This window comes from Streptomyces sp. SJL17-4, from assembly GCF_036826855.1.
In the GTDB taxonomy this organism is placed as follows: domain Bacteria; phylum Actinomycetota; class Actinomycetes; order Streptomycetales; family Streptomycetaceae; genus Streptomyces.
Map to the genome: position 1 here is coordinate 2309582 of NZ_CP104578.1, position 15075 is coordinate 2324656.

Sequence of the window (15075 nt, forward strand, 5' to 3'; positions counted from 1 at the left end):
GCACGGCAAAGGGGACCGGCACGAGGCCGGTCCCCTTCATGAAGCACCTACTCGACGTCAGCTGCAGCCGCTGGTCGAGCCGCAGCCCTCGCAGATGTAGCAGGAGCCGGCGCGCTGCATCTTCGTACCGCAGGAGAAGCAGAGCGGGGCGTCGGCGCTGATGCCGAGCTGCATCTCGACGAGCTCCGCCGAGGTGTGCGCCTGCTTCGGGGCCGGGACCTCGGCCTTCGGGGCCGGGGCCGCGACGGCCTTCAGCTCCTGGGCGCGGGGCGCGGACTGGGCCAGCGCCTCGACGTCGACGTCCTCCTCGGACTGCTCGTACGAGCCGGTGTCCAGGTGACGCTGACGCTCCTCGGCCGAGTGGATGCCGAGCGCGGAGCGGGTCTCGAAGGGCAGGAAGTCCAGCGCCAGGCGGCGGAAGATGTAGTCGACGATCGACTGCGCCATCCGCACGTCCGGGTCGTCCGTCATGCCGGCCGGCTCGAAGCGCATGTTGGTGAACTTCGAGACGTACGTCTCCAGCGGGACGCCGTACTGCAGACCGACGGAGACGGCGATGGAGAAGGCGTCCATCATGCCCGCGAGCGTCGAACCCTGCTTGGACATCTTGAGGAAGACCTCGCCGAGACCGTCGTCCGGGTAGGAGTTGGCGGTCATGTAGCCCTCGGCGCCACCGACGGTGAAGGAGGTGGTGATCCCCGGGCGGCCCTTGGGCAGACGCTTGCGGACCGGACGGTACTCGACGACCTTCTCGACGGCCTCGCGGATCGTCGCCTCGGTCTTCGCGGTGACCTCGACCTTCTCCGCTTCCTTCTTCTTGGCGGAGAGGGGCTGGCCGACCTTGCAGTTGTCGCGGTAGATGGCGAGCGCCTTGACGCCCATCTTCCAGGCCTCGAAGTAGACCTCCTCGACGTCCTCGACCGTGGCCGTCTCCGGCAGGTTCACGGTCTTGGACAGGGCGCCCGAGATCCACGGCTGGATGGCGGCCATCATGCGGACGTGGCCCATCGCGGAGATGGAGCGCTCGCCCATGGCGCAGTCGAAGACCTCGTAGTGCTCGGTCTTCAGACCGGGGGCGTCGATCACATTGCCGTTCTCGGCGATGTGGGCGACGATCGCCTCGATCTGCTCCTCCTGGTAGCCCAGGCGGCGCAGGGCCTGCGGGACGGTGCCGTTGACGATCTGCATCGAGCCGCCGCCGACGAGCTTCTTGAACTTGACCAGGGCGAGGTCGGGCTCGAGGCCGGTGGTGTCGCAGGACATCGCGAGACCGATGGTGCCGGTCGGGGCGATGACCGAGGCCTGGGCGTTGCGGAAGCCGTTCTTGGCGCCGAGGCGGATGACGTCCTGCCAGGCCTCCGTCGCGGCGGCCCAGATCGGCGAGTCCAGGTCGTCCATGCGGACGGCCTTGGTGTTCTCGTCGGCGTGCTGCTGCATGACGCGCTGGTGCGGCGCGGCGTTGCGGGCGTAGCCGTCGTACGCGCCGACGACCGCGGCGAGCTCGGCGGAGCGCTTGTACGAGGTGCCGGTCATCAGGGAGGTGATGGCACCGGCGAGGGCGCGGCCGCCGTCGGAGTCGTACGCGTGGCCGGTCGCCATCAGCAGGGCGCCGAGGTTGGCGTAGCCGATGCCGAGCTGGCGGTAGGCGCGGGTGTTCTCGCCGATCTTCTCGGTGGGGAAGTCGGCGAAGCAGATGGAGATGTCCATCGCGGTGATGACGAGCTCGACGACCTTGGCGAAGCGCTCGACGTCGAAGGCCTGGTTGCCCTTGCCGTCGTCCTTGAGGAACTTCATCAGGTTCAGCGAGGCGAGGTTGCAGGACGTGTTGTCCAGGTGCATGTACTCGCTGCACGGGTTCGAGCCGTTGATGCGGCCGGACTCCGGGCAGGTGTGCCAGTGGTTGATCGTGTCGTCGTACTGGATGCCCGGGTCGGCACAGGCCCACGCGGCCTCGGCCATCTTGCGGAAGAGCGACTTGGCGTCGACCTCCTCGATGACCTCGCCGGTCATGCGCGAGGTGAGGCCGAACTTCCCGCCGGACTCCACGGCCTTCATGAACGTGTCGTTCACGCGGACGGAGTTGTTGGCGTTCTGGTACTGGACGGACGTGATGTCGTCGCCGCCCAGGTCCATGTCGAAGCCCGCGTCACGGAGGGCGCGGATCTTCTCCTCCTCCTTGACCTTGGTCTCGATGAAGTCCTCGATGTCGGGGTGGTCGACGTCGAGGATGACCATCTTGGCCGCGCGGCGGGTCGCGCCGCCCGACTTGATCGTTCCGGCGGAGGCGTCGGCGCCGCGCATGAACGAGACCGGGCCGGAGGCGTTGCCGCCGGAGGAGAGCAGTTCCTTGGAGGAGCGGATGCGGGAGAGGTTCAGGCCGGCGCCGGAGCCGCCCTTGAAGATCATGCCCTCTTCCTTGTACCAGTCGAGGATGGACTCCATGGAGTCGTCGACGGACAGGATGAAGCAGGCGGAGACCTGCTGGGGCTGGGGGGTGCCGACGTTGAACCAGACCGGCGAGTTGAAGCTGAAGATCTGGTGCAGGAGCGCGTAGGCCAGCTCGTGCTCGAAGATCTCGGCGTCGGCGGGCGAGGCGAAGTAGCCGTACTCCTCGCCGGCCTTCGTGTACGTCTTCACGATCCGGTCGATGAGCTGCTTGAGACCGGTCTCGCGCTGCGGGGTGCCGACGGCCCCGCGGAAGTACTTGCTGGTGACGATGTTGACCGCGTTCACCGACCAGAAGTCGGGGAACTCGACGCCACGCTGCTCGAAGTTGATCGAGCCGTCGCGCCAATTGGTCATGACGACGTCACGGCGCTCCCACGTCACCTCGTCGTACGGATGCACGCCGGGGGTGGTGTGGATGCGCTCGATACGCAGGCCCTTGCTCGTCGTCTTCGCTCCCTTGGAACGAGAACCACGTGCCGGACCGCTCGCCGTCTCTGTCATGCCGCCTCCCATATACGGGCAAAACACACTTTGGCACCCAGATAGTCCCAGGGCACCGTCTTCTGTACGTCGTTCTGTACTGCTGCCACGAGCGCCACGGAGGTCGCTCGGGGCACGTCTGCCAGGCCGCTCGGCGGCCGGCCGCCGGGCACTGTCGGCCCGGACCGCCGGTCAGTCGGCGGCGGTGGCGGGAACGGGGACCTCAGGGGTCGCACCGGTCCCGCGGTTCTCAGCGGGAGGCCGCACGCGGAGTTCCACGATGGCGGCCTCGAAGTCTTCGAGGCTGTCGAAAGCCTTGTACACGGACGCGAAGCGCAGGTACGCGACGAGGTCGAGCTCCTGCAACGGGCCGAGAATGGCCAGACCCACGTCGTGGGTGGTCAGCTCGGCGCTGCCGGTGGCGCGCACCGCCTCCTCGACCCGCTGGCCGAGCTTGGCGAGCGCGTCCTCGGTGACCGGTCGCCCCTGGCACGCCTTGCGTACGCCGGAGATGACCTTGGTACGGCTGAAGGGCTCGGTGACACCGGACCGCTTCACCACCATGAGCGAGCACGTCTCCACCGTCGTGAAACGACGGGAGCAGTCGGGGCACTGGCGACGGCGCCGGATCGACGTCCCGTCGTCGGTGGTGCGACTGTCGACGACACGGCTGTCGGGGTGCCTGCAGAAGGGGCAGTGCATTGGTTCCGACCCTCCTCACGGCACGACTGGTGAACCTCGCCCGACCGTCAAGGCCCTGCGAAGCGACCACCAGCATAGGCGATGTGGGCACCCCCGGCAGACCGGGGACCACTACCCCTGGGTGGCCGGTGCCATCCAACCACTAGATCTTGGGTTGGCGGCGATTCCGGGCCTTCCGCGTGTCGCGACGCGCCCGCTCCCGCGATCCGACCCCTCCGGGTGCGACACTGAGAGGGTGCACCGCGCGCGGCCCAGCGGCGAAGGCTACCGTGACGACCGAATCGGGACGGCCGCGCGAGAGTGCTCATACACCCGCATGCGTACACGCGTAAGGCAATCTGCGAATTTTCACTCGAACGTGTGTTTGGCGCAACCTTTCGAAAGCCACTACCGTTGTGCCAGCCAGGGAGACCATTCGAGAGGGGCCGACGACGTGACCACCACCGCAGACAGTGCCACCATCACCGCCCAGGACCGCTCCCAGGGCCGACTCGAGCCGGTGCACGCCATGAATGACACAAGCATGAACGGTGAGGACCCCGGGCGACCCGCCCGTGCCCTCCCCGGGCGACCTCCAGGCATCCGAGCCGACAGCTCCGGTCTCACCGACCGGCAGCGCAGGGTCATCGAAGTCATCCGCGACTCGGTCCAGCGGCGCGGCTACCCGCCGTCGATGCGCGAGATCGGGCAGGCCGTCGGCCTGTCCAGCACGTCCTCGGTGGCGCACCAGCTCATGGCGCTGGAGCGCAAGGGCTTCCTCCGCCGGGACCCGCACCGCCCCCGGGCGTACGAGGTGCGCGGCTCCGACCAGCCGAGCACCCAGCCGACGGACACCACGGGCAAGCCCGCCGCCTCGTACGTGCCCCTGGTCGGCCGGATCGCGGCCGGTGGCCCGATCCTCGCCGAGGAGTCCGTCGAGGACGTCTTCCCTCTCCCCCGGCAGCTTGTCGGTGACGGCGAGCTGTTCGTCCTCAAGGTCGTCGGCGACTCGATGATCGAGGCCGCCATCTGTGACGGCGACTGGGTCACCGTCCGCCGCCAGCCCGTCGCGGAGAACGGCGACATCGTCGCGGCCATGCTGGACGGCGAGGCCACGGTCAAGCGCTTCAAGCGCGAGGACGGTCACGTCTGGCTGCTCCCGCACAACGCGGCGTACCAGCCGATCCCCGGCGACGAGGCGACCATCCTCGGCAAGGTCGTGGCGGTGCTGCGGCGGGTCTGACTCACCTCGCCGGCTCTGACCGGGCCCCGGGACCCACTGCGCCGGTCCCGGGGCCCTGCCGTGTCCTGTCGAGCCCCGGTGCGCCGAGGCTCGACAGGGTGGAGGCTCAGACTTCCGCCGCCTTCGAGGCGGCATCGATGGCCGCCAGCGACTTCCGTACCTGGTTGCGGTCGGTCGTGTACCAGAAATCGGGCAGCGAGGCCTTCAGATAGCTGCCGTACCGGGCCGTCGCCAGCCGGGGGTCGAGAACCGCCACGACGCCCCGGTCGCCCGTGGCCCGTACGAGTCGGCCGGCGCCCTGTGCCATGAGCAGGGCGGCATGGGTCGCCGCGACCGCCATGAAGCCGTTGCCCCCGGCCTCCTCGACTGCCTTCTGCCGGGCGCTCATCAGCGGATCGTCCGGGCGCGGGAACGGGATCTTGTCCATGACGACCAGCTGGCAGCTGGCCCCCGGGACATCCACGCCCTGCCAGAGCGACAGCGTGCCGAACAGACAGGTCTTCGGGTCGGCCGCGAAGTTCTTGATCAGCTCGCCCAGCGTGTCCTCGCCCTGGAGCAGGATCGGCAGCTCCGGGACGCGGATCCGCAGCTCCTCCGCCGCCAGCTGTGCCGCACGCATCGAGGAGAACAGACCGAGGGTCCGCCCGCCGGCCGACTGCATCAGCTCGGTCAGCTCGTCGAGCATGTCGGCCCGGTCCTTGTCACGGGCGGGGGCGGAGAGGTGCTTGGCGACGTAGAGAATGCCCTGCCTGGGATAGTCGAACGGGGAACCGACATCGATTCCCTTCCAGACGGGCAGGTCGTCACCCGTGGTGCCCTCCGGGGCGAGACCCAGCGAAGCACCGACGCCGTTGAAGTCGCCGCCCAGCTTGAGCGTCGCCGACGCCAGGACGACGGACCGCTCCGTGAACAGCTTCTCCCTCAGCAGGCCCGAGACGGAGAGCGGCGCGACCCGCACCGACGCACCGAAGCGGTCATGACGCTCGTACCAGACGACGTCGTACTCCGAACCCTGAGTGATCCGCTCCGCGACTCCGTGCACGGTCTCCACGGAGGCCATGGCCTGCTTGCGTACGGCGTCCTCGTCCTGCACGGACCTGTCCCGGGTGGAACCCAGGGCGGTGATCACCGCGCGAGCGGCATCCCGCAGCGCCATCAAGGCGTACGCGAGGTCTTCCGGGAGCTCCTCCAGGCGACCCGGGAGGGCCAGCTCCATGACGCGCTCGAAGCCCTCGGCGGCGGTCTGCAACTGGTCGGCGACCTTCTCGTCGACCAGCTTCGCGGACCGACGCACGGCGCGGTTGACCTGGCCGGGGGTGAGCTCGCCGGTGGCGACGCCGGTGACCCGGGAGACCAGCTCGTGGGCCTCGTCGACGATCAGCACCTCGTGCTGCGGGAGCACCGGGGCACCCTCGATCGCGTCGATGGCGAGGAGAGCGTGGTTGGTGACGACGACGTCGGCGAGCTTGGCGCGCTCACGGGCCGACTCGGCGAAGCACTCCGGGCCGTACGCGCACTTGCTCGCGCCGAGGCACTCCCGGGAGGAGACCGAGACCTGGGCCCAGGCCTTGTCGGAGACGCCGGGCGTCAGGTCGTCCCGGTCGCCGGTCTCCGTCTCGTCCGACCAGTCCCGGAGCCGCATCAGGTCCTGGCCCAGCTTGCTGCTGGGCGCGGCCGCCTCGAAGGGGTCGAAGAGGCCTTCCTCCTCGTCCTGCGGAACCCCTTCGTGGAGCCGGTGCAGACAGAGGTAGTTCGACCGGCCCTTGAGCATGGCGAACTGGGGGCGGCGGCGCAGCTGCGGATGCAGCGCGTCGACCGTGCGCGGAAGGTCACGCTCGACGAGCTGGCGCTGGAGCGCCAGGGTGGCTGTGGCCACCACCACCCGCTCGCCCTGGGCCAGCGCCGGCACCAGGTAGCCGAGCGACTTGCCCGTGCCGGTGCCGGCCTGGACGAGGAGGTGGGAATTGTCGTCGATGGCCTCGGCCACGGCCTCGGCCATGGTGACCTGGCCGGGCCGCTCCGTGCCGCCGACGGCGGTGACGGCGGCGTGGAGGAGGTCGGGGAGGGATGGCTTCGTCATAGCCCTTCCACCCTACGGGGCGCCACTGACACCCAAGGCACGCGCGCGTGTCACGCGAGCGGGTTGGGGACGGTCCCGTGGACGGCCGCGTGGGGTCGCTCGGGGCGGTCCCGGTAGCCGTCCAGGTGCAGACGGTTGCGGTTGAGGCAGAGCCGCTCGATCCGGGGGGTGAGGAGGTCGAAGAGCTCGAACCGTTCCTTCAGCTCGGGGAAGCGCGCCTGGTGGCGGAGGATCTCGGCGCGGACGAGGGACCAGAATTCTTCTTCCGGCACGTCGAGTTGTTCCTCGCAGAGCGGTGCGAGATAACGGAAGACACCGACGAAGAGCCCCGAATGGATGAACTGGACGAGGAAGTCGGGCCCCTCGGTCAGGAGGACGGCGCGCACGTCGTCGGGCAGCGTGTCGTGCTCGGGCAGCGACTGGCCGCTGATGTTCACGTCGTCGACGAAGTCCTTGATCGCCAGGCGTACGGGGACGTCCTCTCCGTCGTAGACGACGATGGCGTTCTCGCCGTGCGGGGAGAAGACCGTGCCGTACCGGTAGAGGAAGTGCAGCAGCGGGGGCAGCAGCGCGGCGAAGAGGTGCTGGAGCCAGACGGCCGGCGCGAGTCCTGAGCGCTCGACGAGTTCGGCGACGAAGGCCCGCCCGGCGGGGTCCGTGTGGAGCAGAGAGGCGAGGGTGCGGGCCCGCTCGCCCGGGGGCAGCCGCAGCGGCTCGCGCCAGATCGCGCCGAGGAGTTCCTTGTACTGGTACGGAACTTCGGGCAGCCGGTCGTACAGAGGGTGCTCGACGGTGACGGAGGCGACCTCCCCGAGGAGGATCACCCCGCACTCGTCCCGCAGGAACGGGTCGGCGTCGCGGAGGCCGTGGACCCAGGCGGTGACGGCCGGGGCGGCGAGGGTGCGTTCGGTGGGCAGGCCGCGCCAGACCAGGGTGTTGAGGACGGACAGTGGGAGTTTGACGGTGTGCCGCTCGGGGCGGCTGGTGTTGAGGAAGGTACGGACCGACTGCTGCGGCAGCCGGAGGTCGCCGTCCGCGGAGAGCGGGACGACGGTCCCTGCGGCGATGGCCGGGGCGTAGAGCGGGAGCAGGATCTCGTCCCACTGCCAGGGGTGGACGGGCAGCAGGAGGTAGCCATCGGGTTCGTGGCCGCGGGCCGTCAGTTCGGCGCGGAACGCGGCGTGGACCTCGGGGTCGAGTTCTTGGGCGTAGAGACGGTCGGGGGTGCGGAGCCCGAATACGCCACGGTAGGCCGCGAGGCGGTTGCTGACGGCGATCCACGGCAGCCGGGTGGCACGGCGGGCCTCGGGTGCCCAGCGGGCGGCGTCGGTGGCGGAGAAGCCGATGCGGCCCTTGTTGAGGACGAGCCAGGGGTGGCCCGTCTGGTGCCCTTCGAGCTCGGCGTAGGAGAGGTCGGCGAGCCGGGCTGCGGAGAGGGCGGTGTGATCGAGACGGGCATCGGCGGCAAGGGTGGCGGAGAGCTCTCGGATGAGGTGGCCGAGGGTGGCGCCGTCGAGCTGGAGGAAGCGGCGGGCGCGGACCAGGAAGTCGAGGACGTCCGTCATGGGCCGGCCCTCATGGGTGATCGAGTCGGCGGCGACGTACCAGCTGCCGTAGGCACCTCGGCGGGCACGGAAGGTGAGGGTGTCGCCGTCGTCGAGCCGCAGGGTGTGGAGGTCCGGTTCGTCTGCCACCGGGGCTGGTTCGACGATCTCCTCGTAGGCGAACTCGGCGAGGGCCTTGGCGAGGAGCCGGGACGAGGCCCTGGCCCAGGCGGAGGCGTTCAGCTCGGGAGGCGCGAGCAGGTCAGGGTGGACGGGCAGTGCGGGTGCGGCCACCGATTCGGCCCTGGAGGAGAGGGAGGGAGCTGTGGCGGAGTGGGTGGGCTGTGCGGAGTCGTGGGGTGCAGGGGACGTCGACACGAGGACTCCTCGGAGTGGGAACCACTGTGGGTCGGGCGGTGTATAGAAGACAGAGGGTTGTTCACAGAACGTGACGGAGGACGCGGTCACGCATCATGAGCGCCGCTCGCTTGTCAGGGAGGTCGACTTCCGCCGCGTAGCGGAAGCCGCCGCTGAGGAAGGCCGAGACGGAGGGGGTGTTACGGATGTCGGGTTCGGCGACGACGCGGGTACAGCGGGGACGGTGGTCGAGGACGAGATCGGCGACGGCGCGCAGCAGGGTGCTGCCGACGCCGCGGCCCCGGTCGGTGACGCCTCCGATCAGCAGATGGATACCGGTGTCGTGGGGGCGCGCCGGGTAGTGCCGGGCGAGCGGGTCGAGGTCGGCGCGGTAGATCTCGAAGTAGCTCATGGGCGTGGCGTCGAGCACTCCGAGGCAGGGGACGCTGCGGCCGTCGCCGTCGAGTTGGGTGCGGAGGTGCTCGGCGGTGACGGCCTCGGGTCCGGCGAGGTCCCAGAAGGCGGCGACGGCGGGGTCGTTCATCCATCGGGTGACGAGCCGCAGGTCTCGCTCGAGGCGCACGGGAACGAGCTGGAAGACCCCTACGGACGTGTAAACCGGGTTCCAGGAGGCGACGGAGTCCAGCCGGTCTCCGTCGAGGAGTTCGGCGTCGATGTGACCGCCTTCGAGGAGGGTGACGAGTTCGTCGAGCCTCAGGTCGAGGGTGTCGTCACCGGGCGGGTCGGCCGGTGGGCGGGTGGGTGACACGGTGTCGCTCTCCTCTCGGCGGCGCGCTCGGGGCGTGGGTTCTCCGAAGGCGGGATCAGGCGCGAAGGGGGTTGGTGACGGTGACGTAGACGGACTGGGTGTCGACGGGTCCGACGAGTTCGTCCAGGCCGTGCAGGCGGGTGAGGAGGTTGGCCTTGCTGCGGAGGGTCGCGGCTTCCAGGAGGCGGTGGGGCAGGGGTGAGCCGAGGCTGGTGGCGGAGGTGAGGAAGCTGCGGAAGGCCGCGAGCAGGACGCGCTCGTCGGCGAGGTGCTGGGCGCCGAAGGCGCCGATCAGGCCGAGGACGTTGTTGATGCCGAGGTAGTAGGCGAAGCGCTCGTCGGTGACCTGGTCGGAGACGAAGGTGTCGCTTTCGGCGCCGATGCCGGGGAGGCGGCTCTCCAGCTCGCTCCGGTGGGACTCGCGGAAGTAGTAGCCCTGATTGTCGCGGTAGCGGCCGCCGACCGGCCAGCCGTCGGGGTCGAGGAGCACCAGGGTGTTCTGCTGGTGGGCCTCCAGGGCGATGCCGGCGTGGCCGTCGAGCCAGAGGACGGGGCGGACGACCTGGTCGAGGTAGCGGAGGAACCACTCGGTGGCGACGGCCGTGGTGGGCCGGCCGGTGCGGGCGGCGAGGCGGCCGATGACGTCGGCGAGGCGGGAGCGCATGGCACTGGTTCCGGGCCAGGGCCGGGGGGCGGTGAGGGAGGCGATGCAGACGGCGTCGTCGCCGGGACCGAAGGGGTTGTGGCGAATCATCAGGTCGAGGCCTGGGACGGGGGCGCCGTCCGGGGTGTCGACGGCGAGCCACGCGGGGTCGCGGACGATGTCGAAGCCCGGGTGGGCGGCCTGCCATTCGTCGACGAGGCCGGTGCGGAGCAGCCGGTGGACCTCGACGCCGCGGTGGAGTTCCTTGCGGAGGTTCTCACGGCGCGAGTTGGTGATGCGCAGGCCGAGGGAGAGCTTGAGCATGGCCCGGGCGCCGGGGCGGTGCACGGTGCGGACCGAGGAGGTGGGGTGCCACGGGCTGCCGTGCAGACCGAGGTCGTGGAGGAGGCCGGAGTCGATGAGGGCGCGGATGTCGGGGCGGTGCAGCAGCTCTCGGGCCTGCCAGGGGTGTACGGGCAGGGGCGCGGTTCCGGCGGGGAGCGCGAGCCCTTCGGCGAGGCCGAGGGCGAGTTGCTCGGCGCTGACGGGACGGCCCTGCTCGGTCCAGCCGGAGTCGGAGGCCAGCAGGGAGGAGTCGACGGCGAGCCAGTGGAGGGGGAAGGAGCCGTGCAGTTCGGGTGAGTAGAGCCGGGCCTCGGCGTCGGAGAGGCCTTCACGGCTCTTGGGTGTGGGGTGGAGGGGGTGGCCGAGCAGCAGGGACTGTTCGGCGGCGAGGAAGAGGTCGGCGTCCGGGTGCGGTTGAGGCGAGCGGCGGCGTTCGGCGAGGAAGTCGGCGGTGCGGCGGGCCGAGTCGGCGACCCTGCCGACGAGTTCGGTGCCCTCGGGGCGGCCGGTCTCCCGGCTGAGCAGGGCGGCCACGGTCACGGCGTCGACGGTGGGAGCCGTGGCCGGGAGCCCTTCGAGGGCGGGGGCGCCGAAGCGGTGCCAGCCGGTGGGTGACCAGTAGCGGACGGGGACGAGGAGGGCGGTGCCGCTGGCGGCGAGGGGGATGCGGAGGGTGGTGGAGCCGGGGGTCGGCAGGTTCTTCTCGCGGACCCAGCAGCGGAGGAGGTTCTCGACGGCGGCCGCCTCGGCGGCGCGCTGCGGGTCGGGGTCGTCCAGGGGGTCGGCGCCGGCCGGGTGGTGCGGGTCCGGGGCGGGGTTCCGCTGCGGGTCGACGGCGGCCGGCCGGTGGGGGCGGGGGTGGGGGTGGGGGTGGGGGTTCGGGTAGCCCAGCGGGTCGGTTCCCACGGCCGTGCGGTGCGGTCGGGGGTCGTACGAGCCGACGTGCTGCCGCGGGACCGTGGGGTCGGCGGGGCGGGCTGCCGGCGCGTCGGGCTCCGGGGTTCCGGGGAGCGGGGTGCCGGAGAGCGTGGTCCCGGAGAGAGTGGTGCTGGGGAGTGTGGTGCCGGGTTCGGTGCCGGTGCCGGGCTCGGGGGTGGTGCGGGGCTCGGGGATGGTGCGGGGCTCGGGGGCGAGGTGCTGGGAGGGGGGTTCCACGGCGGTGAGTACCTCGGGGCCGAGGGCCTCGGCTGTCAGCAGGGGGGCATCCAGCGCCGTGGAGGAGAGGATCTGGGAGGTGAGGTGCTCGACGGCGAGGGGGGCCTCGGTCTTGGGCGCCGGGGAGGGGGGCGTGGCGTTCACGGGGGCTTCCTTGGGGGGCGGGGCCGGGGCGGCCCGGGTCAGTGGGACGGCCCGGGGGCCGTCCGGGGGGCCGTGGGCCTGCGGGCGGCGGGCAGCTGGGGGGTGTGGGCCCGTTCGGCCGCGGCCAGGGCGTCGGCGAAGCGGTCCAGGACGGCGGTGGCCTGCTCGTCGGTGAGGGTGAGCGGCGGCAGGAGCCGGACCACGGCGGAGTGCCGGCCGCCGAGTTCGACGATGAGTCCGCGGGCGAGGCACTCCTGTTGGACGGCGAGGGCCAGGGCGGGGGCGGCGGGCGGCACGGGATCGTCCGGTCCCGCCGCGTCGGGGTCGACGAGCTCGACGCCGATCATGAGGCCCCGGCCGCGGACGTCGCCGACGCAGGGGTGGGCTGCGGCGAGGCCCCGGAGTTGGCCGAGGATGCGGGCGCCGAGGATGCCGGCTCGCTCGGCGAGCTTGTTCTCCCGGACGTACGCGAGGGTGGCCGTGCCCGCGGCCATGGCGAGCTGGTTGCCGCGGAAGGTGCCCGCGTGGGCGCCGGGCTCCCAGGCGTCGAGCTCGGACCTGTAGACGATGACGGCGAGGGGAAGGGAGCCGCCGATGGCCTTGGAGAGGACCATCACGTCGGGCACGACGCCGCTGTGCTCGACGGCCCAGAAGGCGCCGGTGCGGCCCACACCGGTCTGGACCTCGTCGACGACGAGCGGAATGGAACGGTCGGCGGTGATGCGGCGCATCCGGCGCATCCAGTCGTCGGGCGCGGGGATGACCCCGCCTTCGCCCTGGACGGCTTCGAGGATCATTCCGGCGGGGGTGGTGACGCCGCTCTTGGGGTCGTCGAGAAGGCTCTCGGTCCAGCTGGCGGCGAGTTGGGCGCCGCGGGCGCCGCCGACACCGTAGGGGCAGCGGTACGAGTGGGGGTACGGCAGCCGGGTGACGCGGATGTCGGTCGCTCCGCCGGAGGCGTCGAGGGCGCCGGACGTCATGCCGTGGTAGGCACCGGTGAAGGCGAGCAGTCCGCTGCGGCCGGTGGCGGTACGGACCAGTTTGAGGGCCGCCTCCACGGCGTCCGTTCCGGCCGGTCCGCAGAACTGGATGCGGGCGTTGGCGGCGAGTTCGCCCGGCAGGGTGGCGAACAGCTCGGAGGTGAAGGCGTCCTTGACGGGGGTGGCGAGGTCGAGGACATGGAGCGGGGCTCCGGAGTCGAGGACCTTCTTGACGGCTTCGAGGACCACGGGGTGGTTGTGGCCGAGGGCGAGTGTCCCGGCGCCCGACAGGCAGTCCAGATAGCGCCGGCCGTCGGCGCCTTCGATAGTCAGCCCTCGCGCCCGTACGGGGACGATGGGCAGGGAGCGGGCGTAGGTGCGGGCGGCGGACTCGCGCAGGGACTGGCGGCGCAGGATGCCCTCGTATCCGCCGCCACCGCCCTGGTCCGAAGCATCCTTGGCGGGAGTCGCTCGGTCTGGGCCCCCCTGGGCCAGAGCCGCTCGGTCCGGGACCGCCTGGGCGGGAGCCGCTCGGTCCACGGAAGCCGTTCGGTCCGTGGGGCCTCGGTCCAGGGTGTCCCGGATCGTCGGGGTGTGCGTCCCTGTGCCGGCCTCGTCGGGCGGTCCGGTGACGGGCCCGTCGGGCGTCCGGGTCTGCGTCCGCGCGGCCGGTTGGACGGCCGGAGCTGATTCGGTCACGGCCACGGCTCGGTGTCCTCCCGCTGTAACAGTTGCGTTGCACATCGGGGCGTCGTGGAGCCGCCGCAAGGGCCGCCCTGAACGCCACCGTTGTGTCCCCCGTACGTACCAACGACGCGAACTGCCCAGGATCACGGGCCGGAGGCAAGAACTTGGCGTGTCCCGGATCACGGCACGGCAACGACGGAGCGATGGCCGGAACCGCCGACCGGCCGCGTACCGTCCCCTCCGGCACCGGCATAGTGGGGGCCGTCGGCCGCTGCCCGCACGGCACGGCCGCTGTCCATGCACCAGTTGACGTAGTCCCAGGGGGATCACGAGATGCGATCGATTCGTCCGCTGCTGACGGCGGCTTCCGCCGTCGCGGCGCTGACGCTCACCGTTACGGCCTGCGGACCGAGCGAGGAGAACGCGGGAGACAAGCCCAGTGCGCCCGCGACCGCCCAGAACCCGGCCGACAAGATCAAGATTCCGGAGGACCTGAAGGATCGCCTGAAGGAGCACGGGATCGACGTCGACAAGTGGCGGAACGGCGAATGGAAGAACTGGGACCACGACAAGTGGCTGCGTGAGGCCAAGGACTTCGTCAACCCGATCATCGAGGACCTCTGGGACCCGGACCGGATGCGGGACGCCGAGCGTCCCGACAAGCCGGTCGAGGAGGAGGACATCTCGGGTGACGAGGGCGTGACCGACCCGACGCCGGACCCGGTGAAGGCGAAGGCCGTCCCGGCGAAGTACCACAGCAACGCCCCGGAGTCCGGGAAGGTCTTCTTCGACGGCCCCGAGGGCTCGATGGTCTGCTCGGCCACGGTCGTGCAGGACCCGGCGCACCCCGGCAAGTCGAACATGGTGTGGACGGCCGGCCACTGCGTCCACAAGGGCAAGAAGGGCGGCTGGTACCGCAACATCGCCTTCGTGCCCTCGTACAACGATTCCGCGCTGTCGACCGCCGACCTGGAGAAGGCGTCGCGGGAGCAGATCGCGCCGTACGGCGTGTGGTGGGCTGACTGGGTCAAGACCTCCGACCAGTGGATCGCCGAGGGCGCGTCCACCGGTGGCGCGGGTGCTCCCTACGACTTCGCGGTCATCAAGGTGACCCCGGAGAAGGGCGGCACGGACAAGTCCCTGGAGGAGACCGTCGGTTCGGCGCTTCCGGTGGACTTCAACGCGCCGGCGGTGCCGAAGATCACGGGCATGGAGGCGACCGGTTACCCGGCGGCGCCGCCGTTCGACGGCCAGCGGATGTTCCAGTGCGAGGACAAGCCGGGCCGGCTGTCCCTGAAGGCGGAGCAGCCGACGATGTACCGCATCGGCTGCACGATGACCGGTGGTTCGTCCGGTGGCGGCTGGGTCGCCCAGGGCAGTGACGGCAAGCCGGCGCTGGTGTCGAACACCTCGATCGGCCCGTCGACGGCCGGTTGGCTCGCGGGGCCCCGCCTCGGTCCCGAGGCCAAGGCCATGTTCGACGAGGTCAGCAAGAAGTACGCCGGACAGTAGGCGCGCA

9 protein-coding genes are annotated in these 15075 nt (G+C 70.9%); 2 read left to right on the top strand and 7 right to left on the bottom strand.

Going from position 1 to position 15075, the window contains the following annotated elements:
* Positions 1-57 precede the first annotated feature (57 nt).
* On the bottom strand, positions 58-2949 hold the full coding sequence (locus tag N5875_RS09945) for a vitamin B12-dependent ribonucleotide reductase (RefSeq protein ID WP_318207512.1): 2892 nt from the start codon (positions 2947-2949) through the stop codon (positions 58-60).
* A gap of 171 nt (positions 2950-3120) precedes the next feature.
* Positions 3121-3630, bottom strand: coding sequence for a transcriptional regulator NrdR (gene nrdR / locus N5875_RS09950; protein ID WP_073819696.1), 510 nt, complete (start codon positions 3628-3630; stop codon positions 3121-3123).
* A gap of 433 nt (positions 3631-4063) precedes the next feature.
* On the opposite strand from nrdR, the gene lexA reads away from it, so the two are divergent.
* The gene (gene lexA / locus N5875_RS09955; protein WP_030325322.1) at positions 4064-4852 is read left to right on the top strand and encodes a transcriptional repressor LexA; all 789 of its coding nucleotides are present in this window, start codon (positions 4064-4066) and stop codon (positions 4850-4852) included.
* 106 nt (positions 4853-4958) lie between these two features.
* Here the strand turns inward: lexA and N5875_RS09960 are convergent, their stop codons facing one another.
* The 5 genes from N5875_RS09960 to N5875_RS09980 form a co-directional block, all read right to left on the bottom strand.
* Positions 4959-6932 (bottom strand): ATP-dependent DNA helicase, encoded by a 1974-nt coding sequence (locus tag N5875_RS09960; protein ID WP_338493167.1) that lies wholly within the window; start codon positions 6930-6932, stop codon positions 4959-4961.
* Positions 6933-6982: 50 nt separating this feature from the next.
* A complete protein-coding gene (locus N5875_RS09965; RefSeq protein WP_338499131.1) occupies positions 6983-8737 on the bottom strand; it encodes an IucA/IucC family siderophore biosynthesis protein in 1755 nt (584 codons plus the stop codon).
* 178 nt (positions 8738-8915) lie between these two features.
* Positions 8916-9602, bottom strand: a complete 687-nt coding sequence (locus N5875_RS09970; protein WP_338493169.1) for a GNAT family N-acetyltransferase — start codon at positions 9600-9602, stop codon at positions 8916-8918.
* A 55-nt stretch (positions 9603-9657) separates the two neighbouring features.
* Positions 9658-11889: an IucA/IucC family protein gene (locus N5875_RS09975; protein WP_338493172.1), complete on the bottom strand. Its 2232-nt coding sequence runs from the start codon at positions 11887-11889 to the stop codon at positions 9658-9660.
* 38 nt (positions 11890-11927) lie between these two features.
* On the bottom strand, positions 11928-13286 hold the full coding sequence (locus tag N5875_RS09980) for a diaminobutyrate--2-oxoglutarate transaminase family protein (RefSeq protein ID WP_338499133.1): 1359 nt from the start codon (positions 13284-13286) through the stop codon (positions 11928-11930).
* Between the two features lie 603 nt (positions 13287-13889).
* On the opposite strand from N5875_RS09980, the gene N5875_RS09985 reads away from it, so the two are divergent.
* Positions 13890-15068, top strand: a complete 1179-nt coding sequence (locus tag N5875_RS09985) for a hypothetical protein (RefSeq protein WP_318207517.1) — start codon at positions 13890-13892, stop codon at positions 15066-15068.
* Positions 15069-15075: the final 7 nt, after the last annotated feature.